The organism is Marinobacter sp. L-80, assembly GCF_056859395.1.
Genome location: NZ_JBSXOI010000074.1, coordinates 49,006 through 66,638, shown reverse-complemented (window position 1 = coordinate 66,638; position 17,633 = coordinate 49,006). Strand labels below are relative to the sequence as shown.

Here is a 17,633-nt window from a genome sequence, read left to right as displayed (position 1 = left end):
CACCTGATACCAGACAACGAGAGTCCATGCCCCACCATCTGATGAACCTGCGCCATGTACCCGATGACGAGGCCGAGGAAATCCGGGCCCTGTTTGATGCCCACGAGGTAGCCTATTACGAGACGCCACCAAGCCGCTGGGGCATCAGCATGGGCGGTTTCTGGGTGCACGACGACGATGAGGCGGCCAGGGCCAGGGCGCTGCTGGATGAGTATCAGAGGCAACGCTATGAAACCCAGCGACAGGCCTACGAGGAGCACCTGGCCCGGGGCGAATCCGGCGGTTTCTGGTTCATGCTCAGGCAGAGGCCAATCCGGACTCTGGCGGCCTGCATTGCCATTCTGGTCATCATGGGCCTGAGCCTGCTGCCGTTCATCCGGATCGGATAGCGACCCGGCAATCAGTCGCTGTTTTTTCGGTCGAGGAATGCGATTGCCTCGTCAACCGCATCGCCGGCTGTGAGAAAGCTGGTGACATGTCCTCGCAGATGCATTTCATAGAGTTCGCTGTATACCTGATGACTTGCGAGAGCGTCCCGGAAACGTTCGGCCTGGCTGAAGGGCACAAGCATGTCCACGGCGCCGTGAAAGAGGAAGAAGGGCGGTGCGTTGGCCGTCACGTGACTGATCGGTGAGGCACTGCGATAGGTGTCCGGCATCGCCTGCTGCTCGCCACCGAGGAACTGCCGGATCAACTTGCCCGAACCGAACGCCATGAGGTCAGACGGCAAGCCGCCGGCGACAACAGCGTGCAGCCGGGACTCCGGCCCGCCGTAGGGCTCGTTCAGCTCGCTGTCGGAGCTTGCCACCAGGGCCAGCAGGGCAATCAGATGGGCGCCGGATGAAAACCCGAAACCGCTGACTTGCTTGCGGTCTAGGCGGTATTTGTCGGCATGCTCGTTCAACCACTGGCGGGCGAGCTGGAGATCATGCAGCTGCGCCGGGAAGGTGTATTCCGGTGCAAACCGGTAGTCGATGTTCAGCACCGCGAAACCGTGGCTGGCCACTTCTTCCGCGATCCAGGCCATGTCTTCACGGGACCGTCGTTGCCAGCCACCCCCGTGAACCATCAGGACCACCGGATGGCGATGCCCTGAGGCCCCGTTCTCGGGCAGGTAAAGGTCGGCGAAGAGTTGTTGTGGCCAGTTATCTGGGGAGAACTGTAAATTGCGCTCTACCTGAAAGGATTGCTCTCCCGGCAAGGCCGCGTTCTCTGGTCCATTGTGGTGGGTCGCGCATCCGGCCAGCAACAGCAGGCTGCCAATCACGCCGACCAACCCACCCCGTCTGCCCCCTGTTCGGTAACCGGGCACTGGGCTCTCCTTTTTCAGGCGAATTGAGGTTTCACATCAAATCTACGACGCACTGATATTGATGGATGCCGGTACGGGGCGGATTGCCTCATCCAGACTCCATTGTCCGACATTCAGTACAGTGTCCGGTTTCAAGGACAATCTCTGCAAGGCTCGCAATAGGCGTGTTTTTTGATGATTGCCGGCCCCGGGACTGTCCGGAAATCCGGAATTATTCTCTCAAGTTCAAGTAATAGGTAATTTTAATATATATAAATCAGATACATAGCCAATTGGCACAGGATGCGCATGGCGTTCCCGGGGCCCGGCTTGCGGCCTGGTCTGTTCGTTTACAACAACAAACAAGGAACGATCATGAAACGAATAATGCTCTGCGCCCTGATCGGCGCCACGGGGTTGACCCTCTCAGCTTGCAAGGATAATCCACCGTTCAACGAAATCCCCGATTTCATTCAGGGCGATATCAGTCAGACCAGCTACGACGGTATCACCGATGACCTGCTTACTGCGGGCCTGGGTGCCAGCGGTCTGGCCAGTGCGCCCGGGCCTGCATTCGCAGACCCTTTGAACCCTACCGCTGCAGAACTCCGGCGGTTGGCGATCTATAACAACTACCGCGCACTGGTGGATACCGCCCCCGGAGGCGGTTATGGGACCTTCTTTGGTCCGCAGGTTAACGCCAGCGGTGAAGGCCTGATTGCGGGTGAAGAATTCATTGCCTACATGTCTGTGCCCGGAACCGACGTGCCGGTTACGGTGATGGCCCAGGTGCCCGATAGCTTTGACCCGGATCGACCCTGCATGGTCACGGCGCCGTCCTCCGGCTCCCGGGGCATCTACGGTGCTATCGGTACGGCCGGCGAGTGGGGCCTGAAAAAAGGGTGTGCTGTCGTATACACCGACAAGGGCACAGGAACAGGTTCCCATAACCTGGCTACAAACACCGCCCAGCGGATTGATGGCACGCTCACCTCCGATGTCGAACCAGTGCAGTTCCGGGCCGACCTGACCGATGGGCAGCGAGCGGATTTCGACAGCGCGTGGCCGGATCGGTTTGCCTGGAAGCACGCTCACTCCAGAGCCAATCCGGAAGCCGACTGGGGCCAGCATGTACTGCAGTCCATCGAATTCGGGTTTTACGTGCTGAACGAGAAGTTTGGCCGTGAGCTGGGCAACGGCGAAACGCTGCTGACCATCAAACCCAAAAACACCGTGGTCATTGCCTCCAGTGTCTCCAACGGTGGTGGTTCTTCCGTCCGTGCAGCCGAGCAGGATACGAAGGGCCTTATCGATGGAGTGGCGGTGTCCGAGCCCAACGTGAACCCGCAGGTGGACCGAAGCTTCACCATACGCCAGGGCGAGGGCCCGGAGATTACCGAGCACAGCCGCAGCCTGCTGGATTACACCACGGCCCTTGCCGTCTATCAGGGTTGTGCCAACCAGGCGCCGGCGATCCGGGACGATGCGCCATTGAACGCCACCTTCAATCCCCCTGCAATCGGCGAGAATATCTGTAACTCCCTTGCCAACAAGGGTCTGGTAAGTGGTGCCACGCTGGATGACCGGGCTACCGAAGCGCTGCGCATCCTGAACGAGGACTTTGGTATTCAGCCGGAGCAGAATCTGTTGGCGCCGGTGCACTTCGGGCTCGCCGTAGCCCAGAGTATTTCCATGACCTATGCCAATGCTTATAGTCGCGCCGGTGTCGAGGATCGTGTCTGTGATCTCAGCCTGGCGGCCGTGGATGGCGCCGGGGCAGTGGCTCCGATAGCGCCGGGGGTAGAGGCCGCTCTGTTCTCTATCAGCAATGGCATTCCGCCGTCGGCCGGGGTGAACATCGTCTACGATGGTGCCGATGGTCAGCCCACCAATCTGCCTGCCAGTGCTTCACCAAGTACCAACCAATTGGACTATGGCCTGGATGCACTGTTGTGCCTTCGTAGCCTTGCCCAGGGCAGCGACGCCGTCAGCGGAGCTGATCTGCAGGGCTCTGACGCCGAGCTGGCAACGGCTATTGCCGAGGGTATCGCCGAAGTCCGTGCCTCGGGTGATCTGCAGGGCAAGCCGACGGTTTTCGTGACCGGCCGTGCCGATGCGATTCTACCCATCAACCACACCTCCCGGCCCTATTTTGGCCTGAACCAGCGAGTGGAGGGGGAGAAAAGTAACCTGCGGTACTACGAAATCCTGAACGCGCATCACCTGGACGTACTTAATGGGTTCCCGGGCGTTGCTGACCGGTATGTGCCGTTGCACCACTATTATTTCCAGGCGCTGGACCTGGTCTGGGCGAATCTGACTGAAAAGCGGGCGTTGCCGCCAAGCCAGGTAGTCCGGACGGTGCCACGGGGCGCTATCACAACACCGCTGGCGGAGGTCAACCTGCCGGCGATCAATCCCGCGCCGGATGCTGGCGACCGGATTGTCTTTACTGACAATCAGGTCCGGATCCCGGAATAAGTGTGACACGCGCCGGCCCGTTGCGGGGCCGGCTTCGTTTGCCCCCGGTCCGGGGGCCCCATATACTTCCGTCACTGCACCCGGCCTGTCGGGTGCGAGGGTTATCCAGATGAATGACATTCGACCCGTTGGTGCGCGGTACATGACACAGCTGTTTTCTGACAACAATAAAAGTGGCCTGACCAGAGACCTGATCGAAGCCCTGTTTCCCATGTTCGAGGAAGCCAGCGCCGGTGCCATCGCCGTGGACTGCGATGCACGGATTACCTGGATTAACAGCAGCTACTCCCATCTTCTTGGCCTGGGCGATCCGTCTACCATCATCGGCAAACCGGTGCGCCAGCTAATCCCTCACACCCGAATGCCCGAAGTGGTCGAAACCGGTAAACCCCTGCTGCTGGACATCATGGAGCACAACCAGCAACAGTTGGTGGTAACGCGCCTGCCGTACTACGACGACAACGGAAAAATCGTCGGTGCCGTGGCCTTTGTACTTTACGACGACCTTCAGCCCCTGACGCCACTGGTGTCGAAATACCGTCGGCTCCACCAGGATCTTGCGGCCGCGCGCAAGGCGTTGGCGAAAAAGGCACGAGGTACTCGCTACAGCCTCGGTGATTTCGTTGGTGCCAGCCCGGCAGCGCTGGAGGTCAAGCGTCGCGCGCGCTTGGCGGCCGGTCGCGATATGCCGGTTCTACTGCTGGGAGAAACGGGCACCGGCAAGGAAGTACTCGCCCAGGCGATTCATACGGTCTCGGGACGTGCGGAGAAACCGTTCGTGGGAGTGAACGTGGCCGCCATTCCGGACAACCTCCTTGAGGCCGAGTTCTTTGGCGTCGCACCCGGCGCCTACACCGGTGCCGATCGCCGCACCCGGGAAGGCAAGTTTCAACTGGCTAACGGTGGCACCCTGTTTCTCGACGAGGTGGGTGACATGCCGTTGCCGCTGCAGGCCAAGCTGTTGCGGGCCCTGCAAGAGGGAGAGATTGAACCGCTGGGCTCCAACAAGGTGGTTTCGGTGGATGTTCGGGTTATTGCTGCCACCAGCAGAAATCTTGAGGTCATGATCTCCGAAGGTACTTTCCGCTCCGATCTTTATTACCGCCTTAATGTCCTGGAAATCCCCATTCCACCCTTGAGGGATCGGCTGGCGGATCTCGGTGTGCTCTGCGAAGCGCTTCTTGAAGAGATCTGCGAGGGTCTGGAGTTGCGTGGTGAGATTACGGATGCCGGCGTCTCGGCGCTGGGCAGTTATGACTGGCCGGGCAATATCCGTGAGTTGCGCAACGTTCTCGAGCGGGCAATGACCATGGGCGAGGAAGGTGGCTTGCTCGATGCCGACGCGATTTTCAAGGTGTTGCCCCGAGCCGGGACGCGCCCGGTGTCTTCTCTTGCACCGCAACCCGTGAGGCCGTTGTCCCAGACACTCGCCGAGGCAGAGGCCCAGGCGATCGAAGAAGCTCTGGTGGCAAGCCGTGGCAACCGTACCCGGGCTGCCAAGCTGTTGGGTATATCCCGATCTGTTCTGTACGAGAAACTGGCCAAGTTGTCCTGAAATCCGGACGACTGTCTGCTCATCCGTACAATCCCTTACGACTGACGTCTAATGATGTCCTAAATTCCGGACACTTTCCCTCGTGCCGGCTTCGACCGCATTTTATAACTTGCTGAATTATATCAATAAAACTAAGATGGCATAGTGTCTGCTATATCCGAGGCGCAGGACGTCAGAACAATGCACAGAACAAGACTGGCGCTAACTGTTGGACCCCAAACATCACCCTGTCCGTCTGTTCCTGCATTCTCTGATTATACTCAGTTCAGGCCTTTCTGGTTGAAAGCCGCCAGGCCAGACAAAACAACAAAGTTAGGAGACTTGCCAATGAAACTTCTCAAGGCTCTCACCGGTGTGGCCGGTGCGATCGCTCTTACCACGGGCTCCGCTTTTGCAGACGATCTGCGCTGGAAAATGCCCGTAGCCTTCGCAACCAACCTTCCTGGCCTCGGTTCTCCCGCTGCCTGGGTTGCAGACAACCTCACTACCGCTTCTGATGGCAGCATCCAGGTCCGTGTCTATGAGCCCGGCAAGCTGGTTCCGCCGTTCGACATCCTGCAGTCCGTCTCAGACGGCAAGGTTTCCGCCGGTTACACCTGGATCGGTTACGACCAGGGCAAAGTGCCTGCGATTCCCCTGTTTGCCGCTGTTCCCTTCGGCATGAAGCCGCCTGCCTACATCGGCTGGTATTACTACGGTGGCGGTCATGAAATGCTGCAGGAAACCTATGCCAACAAAGGCTTCAATGTTCACGCACAGCTGTGCGGCATCATTGGGCCTGAAACAGCGGGTTGGTATTCCGAGCCCATCGAGACCCTGGAAGATTACAAAGGCCTGAAGATCCGCTTCGCCGGCCTCGGCGGCAAGGTCCTCGAAAAGCTGGGCGCCTCTGTCACCATGATGCCTGGCGGCGAGCTCTACCAGGCACTGGAGAAGGGCACCATCGATGCCACCGAATTCTCCATGCCAGCCATCGATCAGATCCTCGGCTTCAACCAGGTGGTCAAGTACAACCTGTTCCCGGGCTGGCACCAGCAGTTCACAGCCCAGTACATGCTGATCAACAAGGACGAGTGGGCACGGGCCACCGAGGCACAGAAGGCGCTGGTTGAGGCTTCCTGCACCGCGGCAACCACCCGTGGTCTGGCCGAGGGCGAGTACAAGAACGGCAAGGTTCTGGCCGAGTTCCAGGACAAGGGCGTTCAGGCTGACCAGATCCCCCGCGACGTTCTGCTCAAGTTGCGCGAAGTAACCGAGGAAGTGCTTGAAGAAGAAGCTTCCAAGGATGCTGACTTCAAGCGTGTCTATGAAAGCCAGCAGGAGTTCATGGAATCCTACAAGGTGTGGGATACCCGCGCCTATGTTCCGGCGGACCTGTAAGGTTCGGGGCTGACCCAGGGCACCGGACGCAATGCCGGTGCTCTTTGATTTAGTCTGGATGGCCCTGCGGGGCCATCCTTGTTTCACGGCAGGCTTTCTGAACGAGGAACTGTTGTATGACAGTGTCTGATAAAGGCTCTCCGCCCGAGGTGCATGCATCGGCGTCGGACGCCGGTCAATTTATTCATCATCACACCGAGTTTCCAACCACCTGGCTAAGCCGGGTTCTGGACGCCGTGATTTCTGCAATAGGCAAGAGTGCCTCCTGGCTCTGGATTGTGGTCACGGGCGTGATTATCTACGCAGTGGTGGGGCGCTATGCCTTTGGCATGGGGTCGGTCACTCTGGAGGAAGTTCAATGGCATCTGGCTGGCGCGGGCTGGTTGTTGGGGCTGGGCTACACCCTGGTAACCGATGATCACGTGCGGGTGGACGTTATCCATGAGCGCTTGTCGTTGAAAGGCCAGGCCTGGATCGAGCTGTTTGGGCTGGTGTTCCTGTTGTTGCCGTTTTTGGTGTTGGCGGTCTACGAAATGATTCCCTATGCCGTGAGCTCCTGGGAGCAGGGCGAGACCAGTCAGGCGCCGGCGGGCCTTCCTTACCGCTGGATTCTCAAGGGCGTTCTCGCGCTGTCGTTTGGGCTCCTGATCGTCGCGGCCCTGTCCCGTCTGCTGAAAGTGACGGCTTTGCTTTTCGGCTTTCCGAAGCCAATCCGGGTCGAGTCCGGTGAGACCAAGAAAGAGGATGCGTCCTGATGGAGCTTGAAACCCTATTTGTAATCGGCATGTTCCTCACCTTCGGGGCGCTGCTGATGACCGGCTATCCGGTTGCTTGGGTACTGGGCGGCACCGCGGTTATCTGGACCGTTGTTGGTGTCGTCGCCGTTGAGAATTTTGGAGCCAATCTGTGGTTCGATTATCAATCTTCCATGGGGCTTGTGCCCGAGCGAATCTGGAAGGTGGTCAGTAGCGAAACCCTTGTGGCACTGCCCATGTTTATATTCATGGGCATCATGCTTGACCAGTCCGGCGTAGCCGAGCGACTGATGAACAGCATGGTCAAACTGTTTGGCGCCGTTCGCGGCGGCTATGCGGTGACCGTCATCGTTATCGGCGTTCTGTTGGCCGCGACCACCGGTATCATCGGGGCGTCCGTCGTGCTCCTCGGCATGTTGTCCCTGCCGGTAATGATGGAGAACAAGTACGACAAGGGCTTTGCGGTGGGTACGGCGTGTGCCACCGGAACCCTGGGTATTCTGATTCCGCCCTCCATTATGCTGGTTCTGATGGCCGACCGCCTGGCGGTTCCCGAGGCGTCAGTCGGTGACCTGTTCATGGGCGCCTTCTTCCCCGGCCTTATGCTGGGTGCCATGTACGTGGCCTACGCGATTATCCGTCCGATGCTGCAGCCGAACATTGCGCCGGTGCCGGAAGGTACCGAAAAAGTGAGCTGGGCCATCGTCTGGGAAGTGGCAAAGGCAGTAGTGCCAACCGCCGCGTTGATCCTGGGCGTACTGGGTTCCATCTTTGCCGGCATAGCGACTCCAACGGAGGCTTCCGGTGTGGGCGCCCTGGGTGCTCTCCTGCTGGCACTGATGTCTGGCCGACTGAACCTGAACGTGCTGAACTCTTCCATGCAGCAGACGACGCGCACGGCGGCGTTCATCTTTGCCATCTTCCTGGGTGCCACCGCGTTCTCCGTGGTCCTGCGGGGTCTGGGCGGCGACCAAGTGATCGAAGACGCTCTGTTGGGTCTGCCGTTCGGTCCTTATGGCGTGATTCTGACCATTCTGTTCGGCGTATTCCTGCTCGGCTTCTTCCTGGACTGGGTGGAAATCACACTGATCATCCTGCCGCTGGTTGCCCCGGTTGTGCAGAGCCTTGGCTTTGATCTGGTCTGGTTCACCATCCTGTTTGCCATGTGCCTGCAGACCTCTTTCCTGACGCCACCGGTCGGATTCGCGCTGTTCTACATCAAGGGTGTAGCGCCGCCGGAGATCGCCGTTACCGACATCTACCGTGGCGTTATACCGTTCATCATTATTCAGCTGGCAGCGCTGGCTATTGTGTTCGTGGTACCGGAAATCGCGACCTGGCTGCCCAGCGTGGCTTACGACTAAGGAGAAAATAACCATGCGTCTGGAAAACCGGATTGCTTTGATTACCGGTGCCGGTCGCGGCATCGGCCGGGCCATTGCCGAGGCCTACGGCCGCGAAGGCGCCAAGGTCGCTGTGGCTGATCTGACACTCGAGGCGGCCCAGGACACCGTAGATGCCATCGAGCAGGCCGGCGGCACTGCCATCGCCCTTGAAATGGATGTGACTGACGAAGATGCAGTTGACGTAAACGTCAACTCTGTGGTTAAACAGTGGGGTGGTCTGGACATCGCCATTGCGAACGCCGGCATCCAGCACATTGATCCGGTGCACAAACTGGCTTATTCCGATTGGCGCAAAGTCATGAATGTGCATCTTGATGGCGCTTTCCTGGTGACTCGCGCGGCACTCAAGCACATGTACGAGAGCGGCGGTGGCACCATGCTCTACATGGGGTCGGTGCATTCTCTGGAGGCTTCTCCCCTGAAAGCCCCTTATGTGGCGGCCAAGCACGGCATGCTGGGGTTGTGTCGGGCGGTGGCGAAGGAAGGTGCGGAACACGGGGTGCGGAGCAACATCATCTGCCCCGGGTTTGTGCGCACGCCCCTGGTGGACAAGCAGATTCCGGAACAGGCCAAGGAGCTGGGCATTTCCGAAGAGGAAGTGATCAGTAAAGTTATGCTCAAGAACACTGTGGACGGGGAATTCACCACCCTGGAAGACGTGGCAGAGTTGGCGGTTCATCTGGCTGCATTCCCCTCTGCGGCTTTGACTGGCCAGTCCATCGTGGTCAGTCACGGCTGGCATATGCAGTAACATTCAGGAGATATGGATGAGCAATGAAGAACAATCACCGGTAGTCTGGTCTCCGTCGGAAGACACCCTGGCCAATTCCCGTATGGGCCAGTTCAGGACATGGCTTGAGCAGCAGGGCTTCGGCCCGTTTGCTGACTACCACGCACTGCACCAGTGGTCCATTGATGAGCTGGAAACCTTCTGGCAAAAAGTCTGGGATTACTGTGGTCTTGTCTGCGATACGCCGGCTGAAAAAGTACTGGGCAAGCATGAAATGCCGGGCGCCGAATGGTTCCCCGGGATGAAGCTGAACTTTGCTGCCAACCTGCTGAGGCTGGCAGATGGTGAGCACCGCGATCGCGAAGCGGTCGTGGCGTACTGCGAAACCCGTCCGGTGCTGCGTCGCACCTACGCCGAACTGAAAGCCGATGCCGGTGCCCTGGAAGCCTTCCTGCGCAGCAAAGGCATCAAACAGGGTGACCGGGTAGCCGGTGTTGTTACCAACGGCTATGAAGCCCTGGTGGGGATGCTGGCCGCTACAAGTCTTGGGGCCATCTGGAGTTCCGCGTCACCGGATTTCGGCATCGGCGCGATTCTTGACCGCTTTGGCCAGATCGAACCTTCGGCTCTGATCGTCGTGAACGGCTACGGCTACGGCGGCAAAGTGTTTGCGCGCCAGCAGGATTTTGCCGAGCTCATTGCCGGCCTGCCAACGCTCAAGGCGGTTGTCAGTGTCCAGCAACTGCCAGACGAGGCTCCGATTTCGGGCGATCTGGTGACTACCTGGGAAAACGCCCTCGCTGCTGGCGAAGGAACGGCTCCTTCCTTTACGCCTCTGCCTCCGGATCATCCGGTGTATATCCTGTATTCCTCCGGCACCACGGGCAAACCCAAGTGCATCGTGCACGGCAATGCTGGCCTGCTGGTCAATCATGCCAAGGAGCTGATGCTTCACGGCGACGTTGGCCCCGAAGACCGATTCCTGTACTTCACCACCTGTGGCTGGATGATGTGGAACTGGCAGGCCTCCGCCCTGATGACCGGCGCCGCCGTAATCACCGTTGATGGCTCTCCGGGTTACCCGAGCCTGAACTTTCTGTGGGACACCGTTGCGGAAGAGAAGGTCACCCACTTCGGAACCAGCGCCCGGTTCATTGCCGGCTGCCGCAAAGGCGAACTCAAGCCCGCAAAAACCCTGGATCAGAGCAAGCTGCGAGTGGTGTTTTCCACCGGCTCACCGCTGTTGCCGGAAGACTATGACTGGGTTTACAGCGATGGCGCCCCCGACGCCCTGCTTGGCTCCATTGCCGGTGGCACGGACATCTGCGGCTGCTTCGTGGGTTCAACGCCACTGCTGCCTGTTCGCCGCGGCGAAATCCAGTGCCGTTTCCTGGGCGTCGACGCGGTTGCCTACGGCGACGATGGCCAGCCGGTCAGTGAAGGTCGCGGCGAGCTGGTCTGCCGTCAGCCGCTGCCATCCATGCCCGTCAGCTTCTGGCAGGATCCGGATGGCGAGCGCTACCGCGACGCCTACTTCAACACCTTCCCGGGCGTATGGGCCCATGGTGATTTCATCGAGTTCACCGAACACGGCGGCGCCATCATCTATGGCCGCTCTGACGCCACCCTGAACCCGGGCGGCGTTCGAATCGGTACCGCGGAAATCTACCGCCAGGTCGAAACCGTGGCCGAGGTCAAAGACAGCCTCGTTGTCGGCCGTCAGATCGACGGCGACGTGGAAGTGGTTTTGCTGGTGGTTCCGGCCGACGGTCAGGAAATCACCGACGATCTGCTGAAACAGCTCAAGAGTCGAATCCGCGAGGGCGCCAGCCCACGGCACGTGCCCAAGCACATTGTGGAGGTGAACGACATTCCGTACACCCGCAGTGGCAAAAAGGTGGAATTGGCAGTGGCCCGTCTGATCAATGGTTCGAAGAAGGCGGACAATCGGGATGCTTTGGGGAACCCCGAAGCGTTGGATCACATTCGGGAGCGGTTGGCCGAGGTTGGGCTGTTGCCCAGTTGAAGGTCTGAAATCTGATGGAGGCTGTCGGTTTATGCTGTGCTAATCCGACTTACTCTCTTGATTTTGTCGACAAAAATGCTTCCGAGAATGGCCTTGATTGACCGCGCGGAGGCACACCGAGAGGCCCGGTGAGCGGCAGAAGAACCCCTTTCCAAAACTGTGCGGAGCCAGGGATGGCGGAGCCCAAGCGTCACAGGGATGTGCCGTTAGGAGCGTGTTTTGGAAAGGGGTTCTTCTGCCGCTCTACCCGAATGTCCGATGTTAGAAAGTTTCGTAAATTCCCGCCATTTCATCGTCTTGTAACCGAAGATCAGGCATTTTTAGTCCGTTCTTATACTAAGATCGTAACCAAAATTAACGAAAAAATGGTATCTTAGTAGCCCTATCAAAAGTTCCTAATCAGTCATTGCTCAGGTCGGACGTTCAAAAGACGCCTGACCCCGCCATGACCGTCCTGAACCCACCCATTAGCCTGAGGACGAAAATGACATCATCCAAAGCCAAGATTGTCTACACACTGACTGACGAGGCGCCAGCCCTCGCAACACGGTCGCTTCTTCCCATCCTGGAAACCTACGCCAAGCCGGCTGGTATTGAATTCGAAACCAGCGACATCTCTCTCGCGGCGCGTATTCTGGCGAACTTCCCGGATTATCTGGAGGAAGATCAGCGGGTTCCGGATGCCCTGGCCGAACTGGGTGAATACACCAAGGACCCGGACGCCAACATCATCAAACTGCCGAATATCTCAGCGTCCATTCCCCAGCTGCGGGCCGCGATCAAGGAGCTGAACGAGCAGGGTTACAACGTTCCGGAATACAAAGAAAACCCGGAAAATGACGAAGAGAAAGAAATTCAGTCCCGCTATGCCAAGGTTCTCGGTAGTGCCGTTAACCCGGTGCTGCGTGAGGGCAACTCCGACCGTCGTGCGCCGACTGCCGTAAAGGCTTTTGCCCGCAAATACCCGCATTCCATGGGTGAGTGGAGCCCGGCCTCACGTACCCACGTGGCCCACATGCGCGGTGGTGACTTCTACTCCAGCGAGCAGTCCGTAACTCTCGACAAGGCGACCAAAGCCAACATCGTGTTCGAGAACAAGCAGGGTAAGCAGACGGTTCTGAAATCCGACCTGCCGCTGCAGGAAGGCGAAGTTCTGGACGGCATGTTCATGAGCAAGAAGGCGCTGGTGAAGTTCTTCGAGGACGCCATTGCCGATTGCGAGAACACCGGTGTCATGTTCTCCCTGCACGTGAAAGCCACCATGATGAAAATCTCCCACCCGATCGTGTTCGGTCACGCGGTGAAGGTTTTCTACAAAGATCTGTTCGACAAGTACGGCGAGCTGTTCGACGAGATCGGCGTGAACCCGAACAACGGTCTGTCCAGCGTGGTCGAGAAGATCAAGCAACTGCCGGAATCCAAGCAGGAGCAGATCCAGGAAGACCTGCACGCCTGTTACGAGCACCGTCCGGAAATCGCCATGGTTGATTCCGTCAAGGGCATCACCAACCTGCACGTTCCAAGCGACGTCATTGTTGATGCTTCCATGCCGGCGATGATCCGTAACTCCGGCAAGATGTGGGCGCGTGACAACAAGCTCAAGGACACCAAGGCGGTTATGCCCGAGTCCACCTACGCCACCATCTACCAGGAAGTGATCAACTTCTGTAAGACTCACGGTGCCTTCGATCCCACCACCATGGGGACCGTACCGAACGTTGGTCTGATGGCGCAGAAAGCCGAAGAGTACGGCTCTCACGACAAGACCTTTGAAATCAAGGAAGACGGTGTTGTTCGCGTTGTTGCCGAAGACGGCACCGTGCTGACCGAGCACAACGTTGAGAAAGGCGACATCTGGCGCGCATGCCAGACCAAGGACCTGCCGATCCGTGACTGGGTCAAGCTGGCGGTCAATCGTGCCCGTGCCACCGGTATGCCGGCCGTGTTCTGGCTGGACGACGAGCGTGCTCACGACGCGCAGCTGATCCAGAAAGTGAACACCTATCTGAAGGATCACGACACTGAAGGTCTGGATATCCGCATCATGTCCCCGGTTCGCGCCATCCGCTGGACCATGGAGCGCCTGATTCGCGGTCTCGACACCATCTCCGTGACCGGTAACGTACTGCGTGACTACCTCACCGACCTGTTCCCGATCCTTGAGCTGGGTACCAGTGCCAAGATGCTGTCCATCGTTCCGCTGCTCAACGGCGGTGGCCTGTACGAGACCGGTGCCGGCGGTTCCGCACCCAAGCACGTGCAGCAGCTGATCCAGGAAAACCACCTGCGCTGGGACTCTCTGGGTGAGTTCCTGGCCACTGCGGTCTCCCTGGACGAGCTGGGCGAGAAGCAGAACAACGAGCGCGCGCGTCTGCTGGGTCAGACCCTGGACAAGGCCACCGAGCGTCTGCTGGAAAACAACCAGTCTCCGTCCCGGGTAACCGGCGAGCTCGACAACCGTGGTTCCCACTTCCACCTCGCCCGCTACTGGGCAGAGGAACTGGCCAACCAGGACAGCGACAAGGAGCTGAAGGAGTTCTTCACCAAGCTGTCTGCACAGCTGGAAGAGAACAAGGACAAGATCCTGGAAGAGATGACGGTGGTTCAGGGCAACCCGGCGGATATCGGTGGCTACTACCACCCGCCGATGGAGAAGGTCTGCGAAGTGATGCAGCCCAGCGCCACGCTGAACCGGATTCTCGAAGAAGCTCGCGCATCCGTGAAGTAAGTCAGCCTGTGAGCATCCGGCTTAACAGGCGGATGCCCTCAAAAAACCGGACAACCCTGGCGGGTTCTCCGGTTTTTTTATGGCTGTATACCGGGCGTTCATTCCTCGTCCGGTTCGTCCTGATAGCCTTTGCCGGTTTCGCCGGCTCGCCTGAGCTGAATCAGGGTGAGTGGGGGTCCCACCAGTTCAAAGATCACCGTTGCACCAATGACCAGAGGCAGAATATACGTCAGTTCCGGCAGCCGTTCTGTGGCCAGCAGTGCCAGGCCTAGGGCAACGCCGGCCTGGGGCATGAGGCAGGCGCCGATCCGTTTCCGGGTATGAGATGCAGAACCGGCCAGATAGCCGCCGAACCGTCCGCCGGCCAACCTGCCGGCAATCCGGGCGGCAACATAGGCGAGGCCCAGTGCGCCGAGGGTTGGCAGCATGGCCCACTCGAGCTGGTAGCCGGCCATAAAGAAGAACAGGGCCAGGAACGGCTCGGAAACCCCTTCAATTGAGCGGAACGGGCGCACATGATGCCTTGCCCGGTTGGCGACCACGATGCCGAGGGTCATGCAGGTCAGCAGATAGGAGAGACCAAGAAATGACGCGATACCGGCGGCTACAAAAACAAACCCGGCGGACTCGAGCAACATCGGCTCGCCGGGCCGCAGCCGGCCCGTAAGCCAGGCCATAGGCAGACCCAGGACCGTGCCCAGCAGAACCGCCCCTCCGACATCCAAAAGACCGACTCCGAGGGTCGAAAGCCCGGTACCGCCTTCGCCCAGCAGCAGTTGTGCACCGACCAGGCAGATACTGAACAGGATGGCGCCCCAGGCATCATCAATGGCGACGACCTGGAACACCAGCCGGGTCAGCGGACCGTTCGCACCAGCTTCCTTCAACGTATCAAGTGTTGCTGCCGGTGCTGTTGCTGTTGCGATGGAACCCAGGAGCAGCGCAGCGGGTAGATTACGAGTAACAAGCCAGACTGCAACGGCAACAAATGCCGCCGTCACCAGAGTGACCGCGAGGCTCACAATCACGGCTTCCCGGCCTTCTGACAGGTTTTTCACTGCCATGCGCTCGCCCAGCAGGAAGCCGACCATGGCAAGCGTTAATTGGGTAATGAATCCGAAGTGATCGTCTGCACCTGCTGGCAGAAGATCCAGAAGTTCCGGCCCGGCAAGCGCCCCAAGCAATAGCAACAGGGTAACCCTGGGCACGTGTATGCGCTGGCCGATGCCGTGTGCGGCAAGAGCCAGCAGCAGGGTGCCGCCGATTAGTAGCAGATCCGTTGCGTGATTCACGGGCTACTCCTGGTGGGGGGTGGAATGTAGCGGAGCGAACGCGCCTTTGGTCAGGAGGGCCAGATCGCGGGGCGCAAGTTCAATCTCTAGCCCTCTGCGCCCCCCGCTGACAAATATGGTGTCGAAGTCCAATGCCGAGTCGTCAATAAAGGTTGTCAGCTGTTTTCTCTGGCCCAGGGGGCTGACACCACCCAGGACATAGCCGGTGGTGCGCTCGACCAACTGTTTGTCTGCCATCCCGGCTTTTTTCCCACCTGAGGCCCGGGCGATCAGTTTCATATTGAGCATGGTGGTCACCGGGACAATGGCAACCACCAGCTCCTTGCCGTCGATGGCCACAACCAGTGTTTTGAAGACCCGGGCGGGATCCACGCCGGTTTTCTCGGCGGCCTCGGTACCATAGCTCTCGCTGGCCGGGTCGTGGTCGTACTCATGGATGGTATGGGGTACAGAGGCTTTGCGCGCAGCGTTGATGCCAGGCGTCATGCTGGGCTCCTGAAAGACGGCAGAAACCGGGAATTAAAGCAGCTAAGCGGCATCACAACAACTGTCTGGCGTGGAGGCAAAACCCGATTCCCGGGTGGATTTTACCGGGCATGACATTTGACGCTCGACTTAAAGCGCCGTTATGACTATTTTTCGTACATTATAAATATTCAAACATCGATGGCGGTGTTCATGGAGCCTTCGTCGTCGAAATCTCAGGGAATGAAAAGCTTGAACGAAAACCGCACACCCCTGCGGCGCGCTGGCTGGGCTGCCGTGGTCTATCTGATCGCCGGCTTTGCCTGGATTGCGTTTTCCGACACTCTCGCGGAAACATGGTTTCCCGATCCGAAAACCCTCTCCGTCATCCAGACCTGGAAAGGCTCTTTCTTTGTGCTGATAACCGGGGTGATTCTCTTTTCTGTGTTGCTCCGCCAACTCACCAAGGATCGGGCCCTGCTCAACCTCCAGCACCGACAACGGCAAGCACTCCGTGAGCGCGAGCGTCAGCTCCAGATCCTGATGGACAATCTCCCGGGCATGGCTTATCGCTGCCTGTATGATCCCGACTGGACAATGAAATTTGTCTCCCAGGGATGCACCAAGCTGACTGGTTATGAGCCCGATGAGTTGGTCAACAACCGGGTCACCAGCTATGCGGCGCTGGTTAGCGACGCTTCTAATCAGCAACTGTTCGAGCAAGTCAGAGTGGCCCTGGAAAAAGAAGAATCGTTTTCCCTGGAATACGAGGTCACCCGAAAAGACGGCAGTCGTATCTGGGTCTGGGAGCGGGGACGAGGCGTTCAGGAGGACGATGGCTCGCTCCACCTGGAAGGCATCATTCTGGACATTTCTGACCGCAAAGTGCTAGAGACAGAGCTTGAGCAAATGGCCACTCGGGATCCCCTGACCGGTCTTCTGAACAGGCGGGAGATGTCCCGGGTGCTGGATGAGGAGCTTCAGAGAGCCCGTCGTTACCAGCGACCCATGGCAGTGCTCTGGGTGGATTTCGACCATTTCAAGGATGTGAATGACACCTACGGCCATGCTGCAGGTGACTCGGTTCTCAGAGCTATCAGCCGCCTGTTGCTGGGTAGCGTCCGCAGCGTCGATTCCATCGGTCGGTTTGGCGGCGAGGAGTTCGTGATTGTTTTGCCTGAAATGGATCTGGAGGAGGCCCAGGAAACGGCCGAGCGTTTACGGCGCAAAGTGGCGGAAGAGCCGCAGCCGTTGGGGAATGGCGAGGCGGTGCCCCTGACCATCAGCGTGGGCGTTGCGGTCTACCCGGATCACGGGCAGACTGCTTCGACACTCTGTGCCGCCGCCGACAAAGCCATGTATCTGGCAAAGGATAGGGGCCGCAACTGTGTCGCCATGGCGCACCTGCACGACCAGGTCCATAATCAGTAGTGAGACTCGTGTCCTGGCAGGTGGAGGAGGTGACGTCCGCTTTGCTGCGGCCCGGCCAATGTGGCCCGGGCCGGTTCTGTTGAACATAGAAAA

Annotated in this window: 13 protein-coding genes; 10 read left to right on the top strand and 3 right to left on the bottom strand. The window is 58.8% G+C overall.

Features of this window, described 5'->3' with window-relative positions:
* Positions 1–26: 26 nt before the first annotated feature.
* Positions 27–389 carry a DUF6164 family protein gene (locus AC13E3_RS16330; protein ID WP_008176755.1) on the top strand — a complete coding sequence of 121 codons (363 nt, stop codon included), beginning with the start codon at positions 27–29 and terminating at the stop codon, positions 387–389.
* An 11-nt stretch (positions 390–400) separates the two neighbouring features.
* Here AC13E3_RS16330 and AC13E3_RS16325 read toward each other — a convergent pair whose 3' ends face one another.
* Positions 401–1,312, bottom strand: a complete 912-nt coding sequence (locus AC13E3_RS16325) for an alpha/beta hydrolase (RefSeq protein WP_053113481.1) — start codon at positions 1,310–1,312, stop codon at positions 401–403.
* A 354-nt stretch (positions 1,313–1,666) separates the two neighbouring features.
* Here AC13E3_RS16325 and AC13E3_RS16320 point away from each other — a divergent pair, with 354 nt between their 5' ends.
* The 8 genes from AC13E3_RS16320 to AC13E3_RS16285 all read left to right on the top strand — a co-directional run bounded on the left by AC13E3_RS16320 (position 1,667) and on the right by AC13E3_RS16285 (position 14,352).
* Positions 1,667–3,772: a 3-hydroxybutyrate oligomer hydrolase family protein gene (locus tag AC13E3_RS16320; protein WP_053115511.1), complete on the top strand. Its 2,106-nt coding sequence runs from the start codon at positions 1,667–1,669 to the stop codon at positions 3,770–3,772.
* A gap of 109 nt (positions 3,773–3,881) precedes the next feature.
* Positions 3,882–5,327, top strand: coding sequence for a sigma-54 interaction domain-containing protein (locus tag AC13E3_RS16315; protein WP_008176761.1), 1,446 nt, complete (start codon positions 3,882–3,884; stop codon positions 5,325–5,327).
* Positions 5,328–5,654: 327 nt separating this feature from the next.
* Complete coding sequence (locus AC13E3_RS16310) at positions 5,655–6,707, top strand: TRAP transporter substrate-binding protein (protein WP_053113486.1); 1,053 nt, start codon at positions 5,655–5,657, stop codon at positions 6,705–6,707.
* 116 nt (positions 6,708–6,823) lie between these two features.
* On the top strand, positions 6,824–7,462 hold the full coding sequence (locus AC13E3_RS16305) for a TRAP transporter small permease subunit (RefSeq protein WP_008176766.1): 639 nt from the start codon (positions 6,824–6,826) through the stop codon (positions 7,460–7,462).
* Entirely contained in the window at positions 7,462–8,826 is a 1,365-nt protein-coding gene (locus tag AC13E3_RS16300; protein ID WP_053113488.1) for a TRAP transporter large permease, read from the top strand. Before AC13E3_RS16305 ends, AC13E3_RS16300 begins: the two co-directional genes overlap by 1 nt.
* Positions 8,827–8,839: 13 nt before the next feature.
* Positions 8,840–9,619 carry a 3-hydroxybutyrate dehydrogenase gene (locus AC13E3_RS16295; RefSeq protein ID WP_053113490.1) on the top strand — a complete coding sequence of 260 codons (780 nt, stop codon included), beginning with the start codon at positions 8,840–8,842 and terminating at the stop codon, positions 9,617–9,619.
* 16 nt (positions 9,620–9,635) lie between these two features.
* Positions 9,636–11,624 carry an acetoacetate--CoA ligase gene (locus AC13E3_RS16290; protein WP_053113491.1) on the top strand — a complete coding sequence of 663 codons (1,989 nt, stop codon included), beginning with the start codon at positions 9,636–9,638 and terminating at the stop codon, positions 11,622–11,624.
* A 484-nt stretch (positions 11,625–12,108) separates the two neighbouring features.
* Positions 12,109–14,352, top strand: a complete 2,244-nt coding sequence (locus AC13E3_RS16285) for an NADP-dependent isocitrate dehydrogenase (RefSeq protein WP_014578929.1) — start codon at positions 12,109–12,111, stop codon at positions 14,350–14,352.
* A gap of 98 nt (positions 14,353–14,450) precedes the next feature.
* Here AC13E3_RS16285 and AC13E3_RS16280 read toward each other — a convergent pair whose 3' ends face one another.
* On the bottom strand, positions 14,451–15,644 hold the full coding sequence (locus AC13E3_RS16280; RefSeq protein ID WP_053113494.1) for a cation:proton antiporter: 1,194 nt from the start codon (positions 15,642–15,644) through the stop codon (positions 14,451–14,453).
* Positions 15,645–15,647: 3 nt separating this feature from the next.
* Positions 15,648–16,130, bottom strand: coding sequence for a Cys-tRNA(Pro) deacylase (ybaK, locus tag AC13E3_RS16275; RefSeq protein WP_008176781.1), 483 nt, complete (start codon positions 16,128–16,130; stop codon positions 15,648–15,650).
* A gap of 222 nt (positions 16,131–16,352) precedes the next feature.
* On the opposite strand from ybaK, the gene AC13E3_RS16270 reads away from it, so the two are divergent.
* Positions 16,353–17,540, top strand: coding sequence for a sensor domain-containing diguanylate cyclase (locus tag AC13E3_RS16270; RefSeq protein WP_108018187.1), 1,188 nt, complete (start codon positions 16,353–16,355; stop codon positions 17,538–17,540).
* The last annotated feature ends 93 nt before the right edge of the window (positions 17,541–17,633 follow it).

What these genes read in the sequence shown, in the direction of transcription:
- AC13E3_RS16320 (WP_053115511.1), top strand. Translation starts at nt 1,667, where the DNA reads ATGAAACGAATAATGCTCTGCGCCCTGATCGGCGCCACGGGGTTGACC.
- AC13E3_RS16300 (WP_053113488.1), top strand. Translation starts at nt 7,462, where the DNA reads ATGGAGCTTGAAACCCTATTTGTAATCGGCATGTTCCTCACCTTCGGG.
- AC13E3_RS16270 (WP_108018187.1), top strand. Translation starts at nt 16,353, where the DNA reads ATGAAAAGCTTGAACGAAAACCGCACACCCCTGCGGCGCGCTGGCTGG.
- AC13E3_RS16330 (WP_008176755.1), top strand. Translation starts at nt 27, where the DNA reads ATGCCCCACCATCTGATGAACCTGCGCCATGTACCCGATGACGAGGCC.
- AC13E3_RS16310 (WP_053113486.1), top strand. Translation starts at nt 5,655, where the DNA reads ATGAAACTTCTCAAGGCTCTCACCGGTGTGGCCGGTGCGATCGCTCTT.
- AC13E3_RS16295 (WP_053113490.1), top strand. Translation starts at nt 8,840, where the DNA reads ATGCGTCTGGAAAACCGGATTGCTTTGATTACCGGTGCCGGTCGCGGC.
- AC13E3_RS16315 (WP_008176761.1), top strand. Translation starts at nt 3,882, where the DNA reads ATGAATGACATTCGACCCGTTGGTGCGCGGTACATGACACAGCTGTTT.
- AC13E3_RS16290 (WP_053113491.1), top strand. Translation starts at nt 9,636, where the DNA reads ATGAGCAATGAAGAACAATCACCGGTAGTCTGGTCTCCGTCGGAAGAC.
- ybaK (WP_008176781.1), bottom strand. Translation starts at nt 16,130, where the DNA reads ATGACGCCTGGCATCAACGCTGCGCGCAAAGCCTCTGTACCCCATACC.
- AC13E3_RS16285 (WP_014578929.1), top strand. Translation starts at nt 12,109, where the DNA reads ATGACATCATCCAAAGCCAAGATTGTCTACACACTGACTGACGAGGCG.
- AC13E3_RS16305 (WP_008176766.1), top strand. Translation starts at nt 6,824, where the DNA reads ATGACAGTGTCTGATAAAGGCTCTCCGCCCGAGGTGCATGCATCGGCG.